This is a genomic window from Mucilaginibacter kameinonensis, from assembly GCF_003675385.1.
Classification (GTDB): Bacteria; Bacteroidota; Bacteroidia; order Sphingobacteriales; family Sphingobacteriaceae; genus Mucilaginibacter; species Mucilaginibacter kameinonensis.
This window is the reverse complement of sequence record NZ_RCWZ01000004.1, coordinates 525,535-544,735: the sequence shown is the minus strand read 5'-3', so window position 1 is coordinate 544,735 and position 19,201 is coordinate 525,535. Positions and strand designations below refer to the sequence as shown.

20 protein-coding genes are annotated in these 19,201 nt (G+C 51.0%); 5 read left to right on the top strand and 15 right to left on the bottom strand.

Annotated features, from left to right (window positions below):
• Positions 1-7: 7 nt before the first annotated feature.
• From EAH55_RS20440 to EAH55_RS20380, 13 genes are read right to left on the bottom strand one after another with little or no spacing between them, the layout of a single operon-like run.
• Positions 8-1,078, bottom strand: a complete 1,071-nt coding sequence (locus EAH55_RS20440) for a hypothetical protein (RefSeq protein WP_121811298.1) — start codon at positions 1,076-1,078, stop codon at positions 8-10.
• Positions 1,079-1,084: 6 nt separating this feature from the next.
• Positions 1,085-2,200 (bottom strand): conjugative transposon protein TraM, encoded by a 1,116-nt coding sequence (gene traM, locus EAH55_RS20435; protein WP_121811297.1) that lies wholly within the window; start codon positions 2,198-2,200, stop codon positions 1,085-1,087.
• A 5-nt stretch (positions 2,201-2,205) separates the two neighbouring features.
• Positions 2,206-2,544, bottom strand: a complete 339-nt coding sequence (locus EAH55_RS20430; RefSeq protein WP_121811296.1) for a hypothetical protein — start codon at positions 2,542-2,544, stop codon at positions 2,206-2,208.
• Position 2,545: 1 nt separating this feature from the next.
• A complete protein-coding gene (gene traK, locus EAH55_RS20425) occupies positions 2,546-3,166 on the bottom strand; it encodes a conjugative transposon protein TraK (RefSeq protein WP_121811295.1) in 621 nt (206 codons plus the stop codon).
• Between the two features lie 30 nt (positions 3,167-3,196).
• Positions 3,197-4,393: a conjugative transposon protein TraJ gene (gene traJ / locus EAH55_RS20420; RefSeq protein ID WP_121811294.1), complete on the bottom strand. Its 1,197-nt coding sequence runs from the start codon at positions 4,391-4,393 to the stop codon at positions 3,197-3,199.
• 14 nt (positions 4,394-4,407) lie between these two features.
• A complete protein-coding gene (locus EAH55_RS20415) occupies positions 4,408-5,055 on the bottom strand; it encodes a TerB family tellurite resistance protein (RefSeq protein ID WP_121811293.1) in 648 nt (215 codons plus the stop codon).
• Positions 5,056-5,062: 7 nt separating this feature from the next.
• Entirely contained in the window at positions 5,063-5,755 is a 693-nt protein-coding gene (locus EAH55_RS20410; protein WP_121811292.1) for a hypothetical protein, read from the bottom strand.
• Positions 5,742-6,425: a conjugal transfer protein TraI gene (locus tag EAH55_RS20405; protein WP_121811291.1), complete on the bottom strand. Its 684-nt coding sequence runs from the start codon at positions 6,423-6,425 to the stop codon at positions 5,742-5,744. Before EAH55_RS20405 ends, EAH55_RS20410 begins: the two co-directional genes overlap by 14 nt.
• A 39-nt stretch (positions 6,426-6,464) precedes the next feature.
• Positions 6,465-6,839 carry a hypothetical protein gene (locus EAH55_RS20400; RefSeq protein WP_162996980.1) on the bottom strand — a complete coding sequence of 125 codons (375 nt, stop codon included), beginning with the start codon at positions 6,837-6,839 and terminating at the stop codon, positions 6,465-6,467.
• Positions 6,836-9,310 carry a TraG family conjugative transposon ATPase gene (locus EAH55_RS20395; RefSeq protein ID WP_121811289.1) on the bottom strand — a complete coding sequence of 825 codons (2,475 nt, stop codon included), beginning with the start codon at positions 9,308-9,310 and terminating at the stop codon, positions 6,836-6,838. The genes EAH55_RS20400 and EAH55_RS20395 overlap by 4 nt, the downstream gene beginning before the upstream one ends.
• 2 nt (positions 9,311-9,312) lie before the next feature.
• Entirely contained in the window at positions 9,313-9,627 is a 315-nt protein-coding gene (locus EAH55_RS20390) for a DUF4133 domain-containing protein (RefSeq protein WP_121811288.1), read from the bottom strand.
• Between the two features lie 46 nt (positions 9,628-9,673).
• Positions 9,674-9,958 (bottom strand): DUF4134 domain-containing protein, encoded by a 285-nt coding sequence (locus tag EAH55_RS20385; RefSeq protein WP_121811735.1) that lies wholly within the window; start codon positions 9,956-9,958, stop codon positions 9,674-9,676.
• 56 nt (positions 9,959-10,014) lie between these two features.
• On the bottom strand, positions 10,015-10,593 hold the full coding sequence (locus tag EAH55_RS20380; RefSeq protein ID WP_162996979.1) for a hypothetical protein: 579 nt from the start codon (positions 10,591-10,593) through the stop codon (positions 10,015-10,017).
• Positions 10,594-11,256: 663 nt separating this feature from the next.
• On the opposite strand from EAH55_RS20380, the gene EAH55_RS20375 reads away from it, so the two are divergent.
• From EAH55_RS20375 to EAH55_RS20365, 3 genes are all read left to right on the top strand, one after another.
• Positions 11,257-11,517: a hypothetical protein gene (locus EAH55_RS20375; protein WP_121811286.1), complete on the top strand. Its 261-nt coding sequence runs from the start codon at positions 11,257-11,259 to the stop codon at positions 11,515-11,517.
• Positions 11,514-12,479 (top strand): hypothetical protein, encoded by a 966-nt coding sequence (locus tag EAH55_RS20370; RefSeq protein ID WP_121811285.1) that lies wholly within the window; start codon positions 11,514-11,516, stop codon positions 12,477-12,479. The genes EAH55_RS20375 and EAH55_RS20370 overlap by 4 nt, the downstream gene beginning before the upstream one ends.
• 220 nt (positions 12,480-12,699) lie before the next feature.
• A complete protein-coding gene (locus EAH55_RS20365; RefSeq protein WP_162996978.1) occupies positions 12,700-15,588 on the top strand; it encodes a hypothetical protein in 2,889 nt (962 codons plus the stop codon).
• 139 nt (positions 15,589-15,727) lie between these two features.
• Here the strand turns inward: EAH55_RS20365 and EAH55_RS20360 are convergent, their stop codons facing one another.
• Positions 15,728-16,666, bottom strand: coding sequence for a D-2-hydroxyacid dehydrogenase family protein (locus EAH55_RS20360; protein ID WP_121811283.1), 939 nt, complete (start codon positions 16,664-16,666; stop codon positions 15,728-15,730).
• A 150-nt stretch (positions 16,667-16,816) separates the two neighbouring features.
• On the opposite strand from EAH55_RS20360, the gene EAH55_RS20355 reads away from it, so the two are divergent.
• Positions 16,817-17,395: a GNAT family N-acetyltransferase gene (locus EAH55_RS20355; RefSeq protein WP_121811282.1), complete on the top strand. Its 579-nt coding sequence runs from the start codon at positions 16,817-16,819 to the stop codon at positions 17,393-17,395.
• A gap of 97 nt (positions 17,396-17,492) precedes the next feature.
• Here the strand turns inward: EAH55_RS20355 and EAH55_RS20350 are convergent, their stop codons facing one another.
• On the bottom strand, positions 17,493-17,954 hold the full coding sequence (locus tag EAH55_RS20350; protein WP_121811281.1) for an Lrp/AsnC family transcriptional regulator: 462 nt from the start codon (positions 17,952-17,954) through the stop codon (positions 17,493-17,495).
• A gap of 178 nt (positions 17,955-18,132) precedes the next feature.
• Here EAH55_RS20350 and EAH55_RS20345 point away from each other — a divergent pair, with 178 nt between their 5' ends.
• Positions 18,133-19,194, top strand: a complete 1,062-nt coding sequence (locus EAH55_RS20345) for a PLP-dependent cysteine synthase family protein (protein WP_208644897.1) — start codon at positions 18,133-18,135, stop codon at positions 19,192-19,194.
• The last annotated feature ends 7 nt before the right edge of the window (positions 19,195-19,201 follow it).

Genomic DNA, 19,201 nt, shown 5'->3' with positions numbered 1-19,201 from the left:
CTGTAATTTAATGGTTAATCCCCCGGCTCCTTTTTCTTTGCTGTTTGATTTCCTGTGGCTGGTGGAGATGTTTAATGACTGCCTGTTGTTTTTCCTGCCGGTTTTCCAGTTTCTGGTTCAGTTGTTCCGGCCGGACCGCTTTCTGCATGCTGTCGGTCATGCTGATGCCGCCTCCGGCCGGGTCCGCTTTGATGTAAACTAATTCCTGGCCATTGGCATGGGCCCATTTGACCGGAACCATATGCCCCTGTTCCAGCTTCCCGATCAGGGAATCCATGCCGTTCGGGCTTTGAAGCGGACCGAACTGGGGATCATGCAGTACCTTCGCCAGGTCGTAGCCGTAATCCTGGGTATATCTTTTAAGCCGGGTGCCGGTTTCCGGTAATTCCAGCCATTGGCTGTTCGACCGGCCGCTGACATCCGTAAAATCCTGCCGGACAGCGCGCCCTTCCAGCAAGTTTTTTACGTGGGCGGCTTTCAGGCCCGGCCATTCGTTCATGTAGAACTGAAATGCCCGTTCCGGTTGTTGTCCCTGCTGATCTTTGAGAGTGGCAGCGATGGCCCTGAATTGAAACTGGTCATTGGCATCTTTTTCAAAGATCAGGTTAACGTCCAGGCTGCGGTTCTGATCCAGCTGGCTGTTCAGCGCTATGCTATGCCTGGCTGATTGCGGGTCGAGCCGGTCTTCCAGTCTGACCGCGAAATCTTTAAAGCCGGCTTTGACCAGTTCCGCTTTCAGGCTCTCGATGTTCTCCCTGCGTTCGGTTTCACGGGCTTTGAGCTGCGCGGGTGCATCGAACAAAGCATGCTTCAGCCGGAAGAACAGCCGGGCCAGGATATTGGGATAGACCTGTTTCTCCAGTTTCCTGATGGCTGCGTTCATCAGCGGCAGGAAGGGCTGTTCATCTTTTCGTAAATTTCCGGCTAACAAATTTCTGGCCTTTTGGAAATGCTCCAGCTTTAACCGCCGGATCACGGCGGCTTCCTCCTTGCCGGGGCCGGCAATCTTTTCCATCTGCGTCTGTTTGTCCTCCCAGCTCTTCCAGGCTTCAAGGACGCGGTTCAGGGATTTTTCCATGGACTTTTATTTTTTATGGGTGTTGTCGCGGAGCAGTACGGCGAAATTGTCCTCAAGCTTCACCCTGATCTTTTTGACTTTCCTGCTGAACAGGCCTTTGGCCGCGTTTATCCCGCCGGCCGCGGCCTGGGTGCCCAGCGACTGGTCCATGCCCAGGAACTGCATACCGGCAATAGCGTTACCGGCGCCGCTTCCGGCCGCTTCACCGAGCTCGGCCTCAGGGGCTGGTATGCCCGGCATCCCGTCCAGGCTGAAAACTGTCAGGTCGGTCGGCAGGATACTTTTGCCGATCCTTATGTTCTGGATATGCAGCAGCAGGCGCTGGTTGATGACCTGGCAGGCCCCGAAAAGTAGCTGGCCGCTGGGCAGTAAAACCCCTTTCAGCGTGACCGTATCGGTCAGCTTCAGCCGTACCGTGCCGCCGTTGATGACCTTCTGTCTCCCGTCGACCACCGCGGGGATCGCGCTGAACGCGGAATCGTTTTCTTCTTTTGGGCTGACAGCGGGTTTAACAGGCTCCGGGTTCTGGATCGCCTGGATCTTGCTGAGCATCTGATCCAGTTGCTTCATTTCCGGGTCTTCGGCGGGAGGGGTATTCAGTCGCTTCATCATTTTGTCCAGCCTGCTGACCTGGGGATCAGGTGTCGCTGGGGAATAATTGCTTTGCTGGGCCGGTTGGTTGAGTTGCCGGTTGATCTGGGCAAGTTTGGCGGTTATCCGGGCAGATTGCAGGTCGGCGCTGGCGGAGTATGCAGACTGGCCGATAACGGCCGTTTTCGCCTTGTCCGTTGTTCCGGCTGTCCCTGGGGTAAATCCCATCGCCTGGATAAAACTTTTACTGACGCCGTTTCCGCCGGAAGATGTGTCCTTTGCCGCGGAGCGGTAAATAGCCATCTTGTCTTTTTCGGGTTTGTCCTTGAACTGGGCCGATGGCAGGGCCATGTTGAGCCCTTTGGATGGTGCCGCCGCGGATCTGCCTGTATCTTTTCCGCCGCCAAGCGCCCAGAAGGCCATGGTGAGGAAAGGCAGGATCAGTACAGGAACCGCCAGGTAAAACTTTCTTTTTTTCAGCAACCCGGCAGGGTTAGGGGATTGGCTGGTCAGCTTGGTTTGATTTTCCATAACGTTTATTTTTTTAAAGTCGATGAATCGGTTAATGGCCGGTAGGGCGCAACTGCGCCCGGGATGTCTGAGGCCCGGCCGATGTGTCCGGGCAGGTAGTGACCATCCTGTTTGGGCAGCTTGATTATCCGGATGGTAAGGAGCAGGCTGGTGGTCAGGGCGAGCATGAACAGGGCGCAGAACAGCCATAAGAACCTTTTCTGTTTGTCGGCCCGGTAGCGGCCGGCCCACCTGTTCAGTTTTGCAGCAATCCGGCGCTGCTGGCTGAGGATCTGGTCAGCGATCCCTGCGGCGATGCCCCCGGTGACTGTTTCGGTTTGTGTATCCTTTTTGAACTTGAACATGTCAGTGTGATTGAAGGGTCGTGTCCCGGTTGGATAATATTTCCCAGTTCTGAATGAGAAAGCCGTGAGGATTGTTGTCTGTCTGGATGCTGATATTCCTTACCTGTCCGCGGGTGACCAGCCGGCGGTAGGCTGTACCGCTGGACCTCACCAGTTTTTCTGTGGCATAACAGGCAAAGGTGAATGGCCAGTCGTTACCCTCCAGCCTGATGCTGTCGACCGTCAGTTCCTGCGAGATGTTCGCGGAGATCAGGTTGTTGTAATACCCGGATTCCCGGAGGTTGTCATATTGCCGCTTGGCCGATTCGTCAGCCAGGTAGAGCGACCGGCTCACATTGGACTGGATCGCTTTATCGTCCGGGCTGAGGTCGAAAAATGCTTCATGAAAGTTCTTGATATGGTCCCGCAGTTCCACCGGGAGGTTGGCCCTGCGCTCTGATGCGCCTGCTTCCAGCAGTCTTCCGTTATGGAGGATATACACCCGGTTGCGGGCTTCCGCGCCGGCCAGGCCGCTTTTGTATATAAAGAACAGAATTGACAACAGGTTGGCGACGGTCAGCCAGATGCTGAACTGCCTGATGTGTTTGAATGCGGTGTCGATATTTTTGAGATGGGTGAACATAGTCTTTCGGTTTGATGGTCAATAAATAACTTAGCGGCCCGACAGCTTTTTCTCTTCGTAATTACCTTTTTGTCCTTCTTGTTCTGGGCTGTTGTAACCTTTCATAAAATCGCCGGGGGCGTTAACAAGGTTGGTCGCGCCCTGCTGCATCCTTGCTCCGGTAGCTGAACCGGCCTGGATCGTCGTATTTCCGGCGTTGATGACCATGGTATTGACCTTATGCAGCAGGCCGTGGCTGCCGCCGGGGCTGATGATATAATTGGCCACGCCGGGGACCGTGAAATAGCCGATGATCCCGATGATCAGGAAGATCAGGTAGGCCGTATCGGTTGAGCTGAAGAAGGTATCGCCGGTGTCCTGCACCTGTGAAATATCCAGCTTCAGCATATTTTCCTGCACTTTACCGATGATCGCGCCGAATATATTGGCCACCGGCAACCATAGGAATACGTTGAGGTATTTGGCCAGCCAGGAGGTCAGCGCGTGCTGGAAGCCGTCGAAGACGGACAGCCCGAAGACGAGCGGACCCAGTATGGCCAGCACGATGAGGAAGAAAGTACGGATGGTGTTGATGCAGAGCGCTGCTGCCTCGTAGCAGACCTGGAGGATTTCCGACATCCACTGTTTGACCGTGTTGCGGAAATTATAGGAGGCCTTGGCCATGGCGAATTTGAGATCGTTGCCGATACTCTCGAACATGCCCTCATTGTTGCCGGTCTGATCGTCGGGATGGGTATATTTATACCATTTCTGCCGGTCGCCGCTGCCATCTTCGCCCTGGTACATCTGCCAGGAGTTCGTCTTTTTGATGGCATCCTCCTTGGCTTGGAGAAGCCGTGCGACGGCCGCGTCCGAGTTTTGTACCATGCTGCCGGTCGCGCTGACCGTTGGCTGCATCACGCCGTTAATGACCGCGATCACTACGGGGAAGAGCAAAATGGCCAGCCCCAGGGCGAAGGGCCGGAGCAACGGGTAAAAGTCGATGGGCTCCGCGCTGGCGATCTGCCGGTAGACCCGGGCAGCAATATACCATAAGGCGCCAAATCCCGCGGTGCCCTGGCCTATGCCGATCAGCTGGCCGCAGAGCGGCAGCATGTCCTGGTAAACGCCGTCGAGCGTACCCTGCAGGCCGTGGATATCGTCCGCGAGCCCTTCCGCGTGGGAAAACAGGGGAAAGATCATCCCTGCCACCGCTGCTAAAGCGGTAATCGTCCGTTTATTTTTCATAAGATTGGAGTTTTTTAGTTGTTCAGGCCGTAAAGTTGTTTGAGCGAGCGGGTGTCGCCGGCCTCCTTCGTCCGTTGAAGAGAAAGTATGATCCCTTGTTCATTAAAGGAGCGGAGGAACCCGAGCTTGTCGGAGCTGGCCGAATAGATCCGGTCGATTCCCCGGATGCGCTCGGCATCGGACATCCGCAGTTTGCCTGCCGTGACGATGTTCGTCAGTTCCTCCAGGTCGTTCAGGGTTTCGGAGACAAGCCGGGCGTAAACGGTGCCCATGTAGTTGAGCTCGCTGATGGAGAAACTGCCGCTTTTTCGGAACAGTCCGCTCTTTTCTTTGTACTCGCTGACCAGTCGGGACTGCATCAGCAGGATCTCCGTTACCCTGCCGTAATTCCTTACCGCGGGACTGACCGCAAGCAGGCCGCTGAGGTAAAGGTTATGCAGGTCGAAATTGCCCTTCGAGAGGGCGGAGATCGTCCCGTAGCCCTGCTGGTAGATCTGGTAACCCGTTTTCATGTCCGAGAGGATACTTTTCATCTGCGTCAGCTTTTCGATATCCAGTAGTAGCTGCTGCATTTCCTGCTCCTGGGCTTTTGCCCTTCCTGTTTTTAACAGGGCCGCTGCTAGGATGAAGGCGAGCGCCAGCGTTTTTATTGATCTGTTCATAACCGGTTCATTTAATATTATAAAGCGCCCTGGTTGTCAGTGCATCGCCATGTTCCCGGGCCCGTTGCAAGGCGTAGGATCTGACCTGGGCGGAAAAGGAGGCGGCGAAATGGTAATTATCCTGCATGGCCGAATGGATTCCGGCGATCCCCGCCAGCCTTTCTGCATCGCTCATCTGCGCTTGCCCGTCTCTGATAATCGCCTGGAGCGTCGTCAGCTGCAGGTCGCAGTCTTTCAGGACTGCCGAGCGTACCCCGGATAAATAATCCTTTTCGGCCTGGGTTAAACCCAGGACCTGTCCGGTGCTGGCCAGCAATGCGAGGATATCCTGCTGCCAAACCAGGATCTCGGCAACCTGCGGGTTGTCTTTGACAGCCTGTCCCGGAATGGCCAGGCGGTTATAGTAGCTGCCATGCAAAAGGTTTTCAGCAGTAAGGGAGCCGGAAATGGAGCCCAGCCCGCCGCGGGCCACGCTGTAGCCTTGTTTCAGGTAGCCTGCGTAAACCTGAAGCGCGGCGATCTGTTGCAGCAGGTACTTTTTTTGCGTGCTGTTTTGCCGGAACCATTCCGCGAAGCTCTGTGCTTTCGCTTCAGCCGCCATGCCGGAAGCGATAGCGGTAACGAATGAAAAGAGGAGCAGCGCCCGCGCCCTTTGCCCAAGCCTGCCTGCTTTATGCCTGAGCTGTTTAATCGATGCCATATAATGCTTTTATAGTTTGAGTATCACCCAGGTCCCTGCTGCGCTGCAGGCTGAGCATTTTGTTTTCTGAACTGAACCTGCGCAGGTCGTTGTAATTTTCATCGAGCCGGTCGCCAGCCCGGTTGATCAGCTCCAGGCGCTGTTCATCCGTCATCTGCGTACGGTCACTGCTGATGATCAACAGCAGCTGATCAAGGTTTTTGAGACTGGCGGAAAGGATACCATTGTAAATAGCCTCCATCTGATTGATCTCGCCAGCATTGAAATGGTTGTCCTGCCGGAGCAGCGACCAGGCTTTGTTGTATTCTCCGACCATGGCCACCTGGGTGGCGGTCAGGTCTTTGATCCGCTGGTAATAAGCAATGCCGGCTTTGATCTTCCAAAGCTCGTCGTAATACCCGCTGAATAGCTGCTGCTGATTACCGGACCAGCCGGAGATCTCGGAAAGCCTCAGCTTGGATAGCTGGTTTTCCAATACTTTCTGGGCGTTCTGAAGCCAGATCGTATTGTTTTGCAATCGCTGCACTTTGAGGTCGATGGCCTTGATGACCTTAGTCACTGTCAGTTTGATGACATCTGCGGCGGCAATCTGGGCCCGGGCCTTTTCCGGTCGCAGCGAAAACAATGAAAAGCCGAGTGTTACGATTAGGATGATTCCCGTTTTTTTCATGATGAACTCCTTCCTTTTTTAATGATGACTGGCCCTTGATCACTCCACGCGCCGGTAATGAGTTTCGCCCATCGTCAGTTCTTTTTTGCCAGGGTTCAGAAATAGCTGCCTGCCGAATACGGTTTCCTGGAGCACTTGTTTTTCAGGATCATATTGCGCCATCCACTTTTTGTGCGCATATTCCTTTGGCAGGATTTTGCCGTGACGGATCTTCTGGTACCCGGTCCGCTTTTCGATTTCGTAGGTACGGGCTGATCGGTTGTAAGCGGTGACAATGATCGTGTCATTACCCATAGCGTATTCATTTTCGTAGCGGGTAGCGTAAACGCCAGTAACTGTATGGTCACTGGTGGATTGACAGGCGGTCACGGCCAGGGCCATACAGCCAAGGACTGCTGATTTTAAATAGTTCATGTCTGTTGTTTTACTGGGTTATGTGAATTGGTTTTCAGGTCCCTGAGCAAGGCTTCGATTCCTTTTTCGACACTGCCGTATTTTTCGGCGTATTCCTCCACCAGCACCCGCTCCCGGCCCTCGGTCGTGTACGCCCAGTATTCCTCGGGGGACAGTTCGTTTTTGAAAACTTTCATGACCTGCCCGCCGAGGTCGATATAGATCTCCCGGTTGTCTTTATTGACCGATAATACCTGCGTTTTTCCTTTATCCGGCATCCCCAGTACGTCCTGGAGCTTGTCAAACTTGTTCATGAAACCGCGCATGTCCATCAGGATCTTGATATGCGCGTTATTGATGATTGCATCTTTGACAATGGGGGAGCTGATCAGGTCGTCCAGTTCCTGGGTGACCACATTGGGGATGCCGTTGAACTTCCGCATGGTTTTGAAAGCATACTGGATGAAGCCTGCCATGCCGGAGTTGGCAATGGCTTTCCAGGCTTCGTCTATGGTCAGTACTTTCCGGACACCTTTCAACTTGCGCATTTTGGAGAGGAACATTTCCATGGTTAGTAAGGTCGCTACCGGGAAGAGAATGGGATGGTCCTTGATCGAATCCAGTTCGATCACCACGAAGCGCTGCTCCAGCAGGTCGAGGTTTTCCGCAGCGTTCAGCAGGTAGTCGAATTCGCCGCCCCGGTAATAGGGGCGCAGTACGTACAGGAAATTGTCGATATCGAAATCCTTGTCTTTTACTTTCTGCTCCCGCAACGCTTTCCGGTAGCCGCTTTCCAGGTAATCATAAAAACTATCAAAGCAGGCGAAAATATCAGGGTGCTGCTGCAGGTATTGGTAATAGCCCTGCAGGGCATTGGATAGGGCGACATATTCGCTGCGTATAAAACTTTCATTTTCCTGTTTCCACAAGGTGACCAGCAGGGCTTTCAGGGTTTCTTTTTTTTCGGTATCAAGCAACTGGCCTTCCGGCAGATAGAAAGGGTTGAATCGGATCGGGTTGTCTTCTTCATAAGTGAAATAATAACCGCCGACCAGGCTGCAAAGCCCTTTGTAACTGCCGCCGATATCCACGGTCACGCAATGAGCGCCCTGATCGTAAAGCGTGCGGAGGATATGGTTGACCGTCATACTTTTTCCGCCACCGGAGGTGCCGCAGACCAGCATGCCCATGTTGGAAGTGATCCCGGCTTTCCGTGGCGCGTCGAAGAGATCGATAAAGACCGGTTTGCTGCTCAGCCGGTCGCAGAAACGGATACCCTCACCGGGAGGGTCGCTGCGGTAATTGCTTTCCAGGTTGAGGAAACAGGTGCCCTGCTCAAGGAAAGTGTCGAAGGTATCGTTCATCGGGAAATCGGCGGCGTTACCCGGTATCCCCGCCCACCAGATCTGCGCGGCGCCGTCGGATTCCAGCCTGCTGCTCGCCCCGATCTGCGCCATGGAAGATCCCACCCTGTTTTTGATGTCCTGCAGTTCCGCTTTGTTGTCCGTCCAGGCCAGTACATTAAAATGGGCCCTGACCAGTAAGCGCTGCTGGCCGATGGCTTCGTTCAGAAAAGCATCCGTAGCATCACGGCCGATGGTGTTCTCCCTGCTGTAAGCGGACAAGGACTGTAGCCGGAGCTTCCTGGCCTCCAGCTGTTTCAGCGTTTTCGCGGGATCCCCGGTAAACAGGTACTGGTTGTAGATGTGGTTGCAGTCCAGCAGCAGGTTGAGCTGCGTAGCGAAACCGACCGGGAATTTTGTTTTGTCGGTACCGTATTGATCATAATTGATCCTGCTGCCGCACAGGGCCGGCAGGTCTTCCGCATCCGCAAGGGTAAACAAAAGGGCGTGCTGGTCGCCGATCTGTAACCGGTCCTTCAGGTGCACATCTTTCAATACCGGTTTTTCGTCCGGCCCCGTCAGGAAGCAATATTGTTCCAGCAGGCCGGCCGTTAAGCGGCTGCCGGTGATCTGCTCATCGTTCAGCCGTTCAAGCCTTAAGAAACCGCTGTCGGACACGATCCGTTCGAACTGGCCCGCCTTTTCCAGGAACTCCGGGAGCATCCGTTCGTCGGTGACCTGTTTCGGGGAGATGTTCTTGCGCATGATCCCCGAAAAAGCCGTACTGGCCTGTTTGCGGTCTGCTGCCTTTTGGGTCAGCATGAGGTAGCAGGTATGACCGCGAAAAGGACGGCCGCTGAAATGCCTGTTCGCTGCTTCCGTCAGGAAATTTGCAGGAAGACCCTGCTCGCCGTTATAGGTTTTCCGGACAAAGATGTCCTGCTTGTGCAGGATACAGTGCCGGGGCAGGAGCCTGACCGCCCGGATCCAGGCCTGGTGGTAGGTTTCATAATCGTCTTCCGAAAGCGTGAAGATCTCGGGCAGGAAAAGCTGGTAAGCTATGGTCAGGTCTCCATACATGGAAACCATACAACCGTGTTCGACTTTGAAGATCGGGAAAACCTGTTCTGCGCTGCTGAATATGGCCATGATTAACGGGATAAATGATAAAATAATTTTCTGGAACGGAATTTCAGGTACCCGGGCAGGTAACGCCTGGCGGCACGCTTCATCAGCCCGAACTCCCCGTAACGGTGGCTCAGGCGGTAAACCTGCATAAACAATGCGCCGCCCAGAGCAACGATGATGAGTACACAAAGTAAAACCGGCATACCGGCTATATAAAGCACGGCGAAGAGTACCAGCAGGCAAACCAGGCCCCCGCCGAGATAGCCGATATACTGGGCTTTCAGCCCTTTGAATTCGATAGGCCGGTTAATGCCTTTGTTGATCTGATAGATTGCCATAATGAATCGATGAGTGTTTTAATTCAGTTTTATATCATACCTGCGATCAGACGCCGAAAAATGATTTCAGCACCGTAGCTACAACCACGAGGAAAATGCAGCTCCCGAACCAGCTGGAGGCGACTTTCCCGGTGTCATGCTCGCCGTCATTCCATTTTTTAAAGACCTTGATCGCCCCCACAAGGCCTACGATCGCCCCGATCGCGTACATCAGGTTGGTGCCCGTATCGAAATAGCTTTTCACCTGTGTGGTTGCCTCGTTGATTCCCGCGTTACCGTCCTGCGCGGAAGCTTCCCGGATGGAAAGAATGATCAGGCCGATGAGAGCCATTGCTGCCCTGAACAGTTTTATCAGTGGCGATGAAATGGATTTTAAGGTGTTCGTTTTCATGTGGTTTGTAGTTTATCTTCGTTCAACCATAGTGTTTTAAGTTCCTGTTCGTTCAGGGGAAAGGGGAGTTCTGCTGCGCCTTCGTTCAGCATGTAGTCGTTAACCTGCTGTTCCGCCGCCGAGCCGGCCAGTTCGGGGTATTTTCCGACGATCAGCCGGAAAAGCAGCTCGAAGTTTTCTTTGGGTTCCCCGGATTCGTTGACAACCCTGACCAATGTTTTTACTTCAGCGATCATCCCGGAATAATCCTCAGGAGGGTCAATATCCGTTGTGGCAGTGCCGGAAGGTGATGGTGATGACGAGGCTTCGTCTGCGCTCTCTGCAGGCCCGAAAACCAGTTCGTTCTGGGGCACATAATCCACGTCCTCAGTCCGGGTCGGGCCGACGATACTGTGATCAGGTAAAGGAAGGTCCCCGGCAGATAGGTTGATATTGGAGCGGGTTCTGCCCCGGAGCCTGTCGAAAAGGTTACGGAATCCGGTTTTGTAAAAAATCAGCCCGATGACGGCATAATAGATGGCCGCCGTCAGTAATACGCCGGCGCCATAGGCGGCCCATGAGATTTGATGAAACATAAGCGGTAGTTTTGACCGCAGCCCCATTGCTGCGGCGACAGTACAAAACTCCCAAAGCAACTGTCCGAAATGCTCCGAGTTGCTCCGAGTCGGAGCCTGACTATTTTAACGGTGGCGAAAAACGCGGCTGGTGCAGCTTGCAGTGAGCGTTGCTCAGCACGGAGAATCGCTCCATTTATGCCGGGCAGATCTGATTACAGGAGGAGGCCTGTTGATTCAGCCAATTTTTAGTAATGATATCGGGCTAAGGGAATGGAAATTTGATCGCGATATCATTGTTTGTTGTTGATTAGGAAAATTACTTCATGTTATAAAATTTAGAATTTAAGAAAATATTTTTCTATAGTTCTTGTTTGATTGATTGAGAATATTAGAATATTAACCAGGTATTAATTTGAGATATTTTCTTTTTATCCAAACTTTAATATTTATATTTATCTCATTATCAGTTAGTAATCTTAAATGGAATATTAACTTGGTGCGTTGTCTTTTTTTTCCTGAGACTTAGTTTGGCGATAGCCTTTACAGGCTTCGATAGTTGCATCGAACAGATTTGAGTTCTGCCATGCCGGATTTTCTTCCCGGCATCAGGGAAGAGCTGCAATCGTTTTTCGTTTGATCGTTAGCAGCACTGACAGTAATTAACAAGTAAAAACTTAAACCATGGAACAGACCGAGAAAGATGTAAAAACGATCATTATTAAAGTTTCAAAATTGCCCGGAAGTGCCGAAGGTCTGGAGGATGGTACGACGCTTGGGGAATTAAACTATAATGACCCCATGTGCCGCTCCCTTGAAAGCAAATTAAATCAGTATGTCAAAGAACAGGGAGCTGATGAGCGTATTGATGACGGGGACCTTGATCCGGATAAAACTGCGGGAGAAGTTGTTGAAATCGTTGAAGATAAATTACAGGTACCATGACCAGGGCAATGATCATGAGCGTCTATCTGTTGCTTTCTGGTTTTTTTTGCCTGGCCGCCGGGCGGGATACGGTTAAGAGCAAGGCTGATACGATTCCTGGCCATCCTTTTTTTTCAAAGTTTACCATGCGGCAGACCTTTCAGGATGAAGATGGAAAGTTAAGCCCTGCATCTGTTATTGTTTCATTCCCGGGAAACGGTAAGAGCGACTGGCTGGTCGACGCAGGTGCTGCCGTAGTTTTAGGTAAACTGAGTGATGGGCTGCTAACCTCCAAACTGGTGGGGGAATTTCACCGGAATACGTCGATAGACAGTAAGCAATATAATTGGCAGATAGGGTATAACCTGAAGGTTTTTAAGTTTAAGCGGGATACCTTGCTGACGCCGCTGATGACGGCAAATGCGAAGTATATCAGAGACGTCATCGATACTACACATTCGGCTACTGCGACATTTAACCTCGCATTCTATCGTGATGGAGATGGGATTATTAATTTAGGAAGGCCGGCTTATCTCGATAGTGCGAGGTATACTTATCAACTGGACCCTTCCGTCGAAGTACAATATCAGCAATACCTGGGATCGGACACCCATACGAGGGGCGCTCTTATCCGGCCTCTGCTGGATATTGCAGCATCTTTTGCATGGAATAAGCGTAAGGAAATGAAAGAGATTACCGTCAGGGAACATGGCAGAAAAGTAAGGAAAACCGTGATTAGAGTCATCAGACCGAGAAAGATCCTGGAATTCATTTCAAGCTATTCGGCGAGATATGCCGTTGTTAACAGCACGGATAACGGGGAACGTTTCAGTAAGCTGTTTAAAGCAGGGATCAATTTGTACGTTGTAAGTACTGATGATTCCGCCGTTTCCATTGGCGGCAGCTATAACATCGGTTCTGACCCGCTGAACGGCTTGAAGGAACAGCATTTCTGGCGTTTGTCAATGCAGTTTCAATTTTGAATACCTGTAGGGTAAAGATATCATTCTGAATGAGGTTTGACACCTGTCAGCAGTCGGGAATTCATTCCGGCTGCGTTTCAGGATAGCTGTCAACCCAGTTGAAAACAGGAGACCGCCGCCCCTGAGTCAGTTACCGAAAGATGTGCCTTTGGTTGCTGGCTATGAATGTGTTGAATGAAATTTATATATGCAATCGCGTTATTATAACGAAACCTTAGCCATGAAAACTGTATTCCTTAAATTCCTGAACTGGGTCAAATTTAATTTCCGGCCTCTTTTTTTAGTATTTGCCGCAGGTTTACTGACTACTGCAATGCTGACGCAAAAAGATAATTATCTGGTCATTACCGCCAATGCACCCAAGGCGATTTTGTCCTGGGAAACCAATCTTGATAATTTAAAGAGGGACAGGATATTGAAGGATTGGAGTACCACGTACAAAAATCTGGTGATTTATGAAAACGCCGATACCCCCCGGATACAAAAAATATCGGGCCTGGATACGGTAATAGCGCAAAATAGCGCGGATTACGGCTTTATCATATTTTATATGGGTATCTTATTGCTGATGCTTTCCAGGCTTGTCCGGACTGCAGGTTATAATAAAAAGTGGGCGTGGGTATTTATAATGCTTGCGGTTTTTACGGTTCTGGCAGGCCTGCTGGATTATGCAGAGGATTTCGGAACAGTAAAGATGCTCCGGCTGTATGCGGATCCACATCATCCGGTATTACCGGACGCGGGCACTATCGGTTACCCTGCACGGATTAAATGGTTGTTGATCTTAGTAGTGGTGATTGTTGTTGCCTGGCAATCGGTCAGGCTTGGCCTCGCATTGCTCTGGCTTGGAATGAGTACCGATTTTTTGAAAAAAGGGGTACTGCTCGGCTGGAGGTGGCGGGTGATTGTCCTGACCTTGCTGATCGTTTTTGCCGTACTCTATATCAGCGACCAGGGGCAGGACCTGCTGCTCTCGTTGAACGCGGATAAATTCGGCGTCGTTTTATTTTTATTTTCGACTTCGGTTATCGCTTTATTGAGCTGGTATTTACCCAAGATCCTTGAATATACCGGCCCGATGAATTATGCGCAGTTTTTCCTGAAATCGGTGGACTTCGCAGCGAACCCTCTTGCCTTAAAAAAACCAAGGCCACAGGTGGATTTCGCCCGTTTATTGGGTGCGGCAGGATTTCTGATACCGGCGATCGGTATTCTGAAAGTAATGGACAATTATCATATCGATTATTGGTTTTCGGGTGTCCCGCCCCTGGCAATCCTGGTCATTATCCTGGTGATCTACAGAATTGTGCTGGAGCACCACTGGATCGACCGGTTTTATAAGAATTCAGGAGGACGCATCAATAGGACGAAGTTTTTCATTACGTTGATCGTATTGCTCGTTCCTGTCCTGATATGGGGCATGGATAAAAATAATATCCAGCCTTATGCGATCGTTCATCTTGCGCTTGATCTCATTATTTTTTCAGTACTTTTTTTAATCATCACAACCTTACGCACCTGCAGTTATACTTTCAAAAATTTGCCGGTTGCTCCGGTCATAACCCTGACTGGTTTCGCCTGCCTGGTTTTTTTTATCGCCTGCAACTTCCCGGGCTTTCTGGCCAACTTCATCTACAGTTCCAGGTTCTATACCATGCCATTCGTGTTTTTTGGGATCGCCGGCTATCTGTTGTTTTTTACCTACCTGATATTCGTTGGCAGGAAAACGGGTGTGACCTGGATCACGTTATTGCTGATGATCGCTTTTGTCGGAGCAACAACGAGCGTCACCAATTTTCACGGTGTCGCGGTCTTAACAGACACCACCCACTGCAGGAACGCAAACCATATGGATACGGCCTGTAATAAGCAAATGGTTACTTTGGACAAATACACAGAAAACTGGCTGATCTCAAGGGAGGCGGAAATTGATAGTTATCATAAAAAATACAATGAGAATTATCCGGTGTTTTTTGTAAATGCGCACGGCGGGGGGATCAGGGCGACGATATGGACAACTATGGTTCTTGGCAGGTTGGATCAGGAAATGCGTGCGGATACGGCCATGACCAATAAATACGGATTCCAGCATTACGCCTTTTCGTACTCCGGTTCATCCGGCGGCACTGTTGGTTTAATGTTGCTGACGGCTTCGCGGTACGCTCACCTTAAGAATGCTGCGATCGATACGCTCTTTTATCCAGCCAGGTCATGGCCTTTGTACAGTACAGATAATCTGACCTCCGATGTGATCGCCCTGCTGGGCAGGGATATGGTTTATGGCGGTTTGGGATTGTCGGGAATCCCGGACAGGGGCAGGTTGATGGAAATGGATTGGGAGCAGAATACCCGAAACCAGGATACGGCGGTTAACCTGAAGTTACCGTTCAGGTCCCTGTGGAAGGGTGGGCAAACGGAGGTGCCGCTTTTATTTTCAAATACCTATGACATCATATCCGGTAATAAAGGAATCGTAGCGCCCGTCGCGTTGGATACCGCTGATTTCCCCTCTGTTGTTTTTCTGGAGCAGGAAATACCCGGCAGGGGGGACCTGCGCCTCAGCACCGCAGGTTTCCTGAGTGCCAGGTTCCCCTATGTAAGCCCTACCGGCAAGTGGAACAACCGGAGGCACTTTACTGATGCCGGCACCATCGAAAACTCCGGTGGTGAAACGTCTTTGCAGGTGATTAAAGTGTTTGAGCGGGTACGGGAGAGGTTAGCAGCTACCCATCAGGCGCTTAGAAACATAAATATCAATATTCTTTCACTTCCCAACAGCATTGCCAACGTAGAATCCCCGGCTTACGACAGAAGTTTTTACGAACCGCTGGGTCCTCCCCTGGGAGCCCTCAACGTAGGAAGCGCAAACAGCGACAGGGCTGAACTGATTAACCGAAGGCTTCCAAAGCCAGGAAACGGATATTTTTATTTTAGTTTTCAGCCGGCAGCGTACAAATTTAAGGAAAAACCTTTCTGGCCTGTACTGCCTCTGGGTTGGCAGATTTCTAATGCCGCGTTGGAAGCTTTGCAGTACAACGCTATTAAACCTGCTTCAAAAATGGATACTATACTTAAGGTTTTCAGGGTAAAAAGAAAAATGGTAAAATAGTTTGAGCAGCTTCCCTTCACGAACTGAGGCTTATGAAGAGAAGCCTGCTATGGTAAATCCGCTCGGAGCGTTATGCAGGAACGGAGATGGATATATGTAATACATAGGGGCAGGTTTATTCAGTAGGTACCGGTCCGTGTTACCTATGGGGTTTCAGCCATTCCTGTAACTCTTTTACCGTATCCTGGTAAAATACCTTATAAGTGTCTTCGGTTACATAGCCGATATGGGAAGTCGCCAGTACGTTAGGTAAACTACGAAAGGGGTGGTCATTTGGTAAGGGTTCAATATCAAATACATCCAGAGCAGCCCCTGCAATTGCGCCGGATTGCAAGATGGCCAAAAGGGCCGTTTCATCTACCAGTGGCCCGCGGCTGGTATTGACCAGGAAAGCCGATGGTTTCATCAGCTTCAGTTCTTTTTCGCCAACGGTATGCCTCGACCGGTCACTCAGTACAAGGTGCAAAGTCACGATATCCGCTTCTTTGAATAACCTTTCTTTGGAGACCAGCTCGGCACCTGCGCGGTGCGCTTTTTCCTCGGTAAGGTTTTCGCTCCAGGCGATCACTTTCATTTCAAAAGCTTTGGCAAACCTGGCCATTTTCGCGCCGATCCTGCCTAAACCAACAATGCCCAGCGTTTTACCTTTCAGGTCTGTGCCGATCGTCGTCTGCCATCCGCCTTCCCGGAAGTTTCTGGATTCTTCGGGTATACGCCTTAACAAAGCCATCAGCAATGCCCAGGTCAGCTCCGGTGCGCCGCTTTCTACGTAACCGGTGTAGCTGATCCTGATACCCAGTTCAGCAGCTGCTCTGGTGTCGATGGACGCATTGCGCATCCCCGTCGAAATGATCAGTCTGAGCCTGGGCAGCCGTTTTAACAGGTGTTCCGGCAGGGGCGTTCTTTCCCGCATGACACAGAGGACCTCGAATCGCGCCAGCCTGTTAACCAGTTCATCCGGGTCACTGATATGGTCACTGAATACGGTCAGGTCTGCGTTTTCACGGATGGCGGACCAGTCGGCGAATCTGAATGCAGCTTGTTGATAATCATCTAAAACGGCGATCTGAGTTTTCATAGAAGGGGGTATTTTGTCGCAAACTTAATTTTTTTGGCGAAAATCTAAAGATTTAATGAGCGGCTTCCCGGGTTGAAAAGGGTTCCCGGCGCAAGCGGCATGTTTAAAAATAATCTTGCGCGGCGGGCATAAGATTAATATTTTGCCCGCATGATGATGGAACCCATCTGCCTGGACTTCGAACATTGGCAAGTCCATACATTTCGTCCCGAAGAACTGGGCCGGCACGATCTGCTGGTCCGGGAGATCCACCAGTTGCTTTCTGACCGGCAGACCCTGTATTTCCTGCCTGAAAAGCACCTCAGGTCGGTCGCTGACGCGGCGGACTGGCTGAAAACAGCCATCCTCAATTTTTATTGCGGCAGGAACTATGTCCACTTGATTACTGAAAAAAACAATCACCGGCTGACCGGGATCATTGATATTATCCCTCCGGCCACGTCCAGGGAATATTATACCCTGGAACATTATCCTTATTTTATAGAATTTTACCTGAGGAAGGAAGCTGCCGGCCAGAAGCTGATGAGCTCGATCCTGCCGATGGTCTTAAACGCATTGGAACGCCGGGGCATCGGGCAGCTCGCCGCTGCGGTTAACCGCAGCAACCATGCGGCCAGGAGGGCGCTGGAAAATAGTGGGTTTGCCTACCAGAGGCCTTTCGACAGCCTGCAGGACCTTTACCTCGCTCAATTGAGCAATGAACTTGAAGGGGCCCGCCGGGCCGGATAATAAAGATCCAGGGTTCGTTATCGCCTTTTTTCTCTGGTAATGCAGGGGGGCTGAAATGCTTTCCGGTCAGGTCCCCGTTGATTTGAGCGGTGCCGGTTTAAATCGGATACGCGGTATCGCTTTTGGTTTCAGATAAAACAAAAAAGCTTTGGATGGAGGTAATATTAGGCAGGGTAGCCAGCTTATGCCTGTAAAACTGGTGATAGGCATCCATATCGCTGGTCGCTATCCGGAGGATAAAATCAAAGGTGCCCGTCATCTGAAAACACTCCATTACCTCCGGAAATTTAATGACGTCCTCCTCGAATTTGGCCAGCGTACTTATCGTATGGTCATTAAGGAGCACCTGGCTGAAGGCGATCAGTCCCTTGTTGATCTTTTTGCGGTTGAGGATGGCCACAGACCGCTCGATATAACCCTGTTCCTTTAACCGCCTTATCCTTTCATGAATGGTCGCGATGGATTTGCGGGTTTTAAAAGAGATCTCCTTGTTGGTCAGCAAGGCGTCTTTCTGCAGAAGCCTCAGAATTTCAAGGTCCAGATTATCTAAATCAGTCATGCTCATCGGACGGGGGATTTTCAGCTGTAAAAATATATAATATCCGGGCCGGAAAATGGTCTTGATAAGAAAAATATATAAAAAAAAGCCAAAATTCCGGATAATTTCCGGTTTTATAGAGGTTCGTTGTTATTATTATCGGCTATTCTGAACTTTATGCTGTAAATGATTGAAAACAATGAACACGTCTGAATGCCATGGCCTGAGCCCCGAACTTGAACAAAAGTTTGAAAGTTTATGGCACATGGTAGGCAATACCCCCATGCTTGAGCTGCAGTACCTGTATCATGGAAAGCCCGGTAAAGTGTTTGTAAAATGCGAGCATTATAACCTTACCGGCAGCCTGAAAGACCGGATGGCGCTGTATATCCTGATGCAGGCCTACAGGCTCGGAAGGATAAAGGCCGGCGACACGATCGTGGAGGCTACTTCCGGGAATACCGGGATTGCTTTTTCGGCAATCGGTAAGGCGCTTGGCCACGAGGTGATCATTATCATGCCCGACTGGCTGAGCAAAGAGCGAAAAGACATCATGACCAGCATGGGGGCCAAAATTCATCTTGTAAGTAAGGCCCAGGGAGGGTTCCTGGGCAGCATCAGGCTGGCGGAAGCCATGAGTGAAGCCAGCGACAGGTTTTTTTTACCCCGCCAGTTTGAAAACGAATACAATGCCGAAGCGCATGAATTGACAACCGGTCCGGAAATATGGCAGCAATTGCAGAATTCCGGGCTTGTACCTGACGCTTTCGTTGCCGGGGTGGGGACAGGAGGCACGGTGATGGGCACAGGGAAATACCTGAAGGCCATGAACCCCGGAATGAAAATCCATCCGCTGGAACCGGCCGAATCGCCCACGTTGACTACGGGGCATAAGGTCGGGAGCCACAGGATCCAGGGCATCAGCGATGAATTTATACCCGCGATCGTGAAACTTGATGAACTGGACTGGGTAGTGCAGTCCTGTGACGGCGATGCCATTATCATGGCGCAGAAGCTCGCCGGGGAGCTGGGGCTGGCCGTAGGTATTTCTTCAGGGGCGAATATCATCGGCGCTATAAAACTCAAAGAAACTTTAGGGCCTGATGCCGTGGTCGTAACGATCCTTTCAGACAGTAACAAGAAGTACCTGAGTACAGACCTCTTTAAGGACGAACCGGTGAAAGAAGGCTATATCTCTGCCGGTACCAGTTTTGAAGCCTATCGTCCGATCAGCAGGCTTAACAGGCCTGTGCTTAAATAAAATAAAC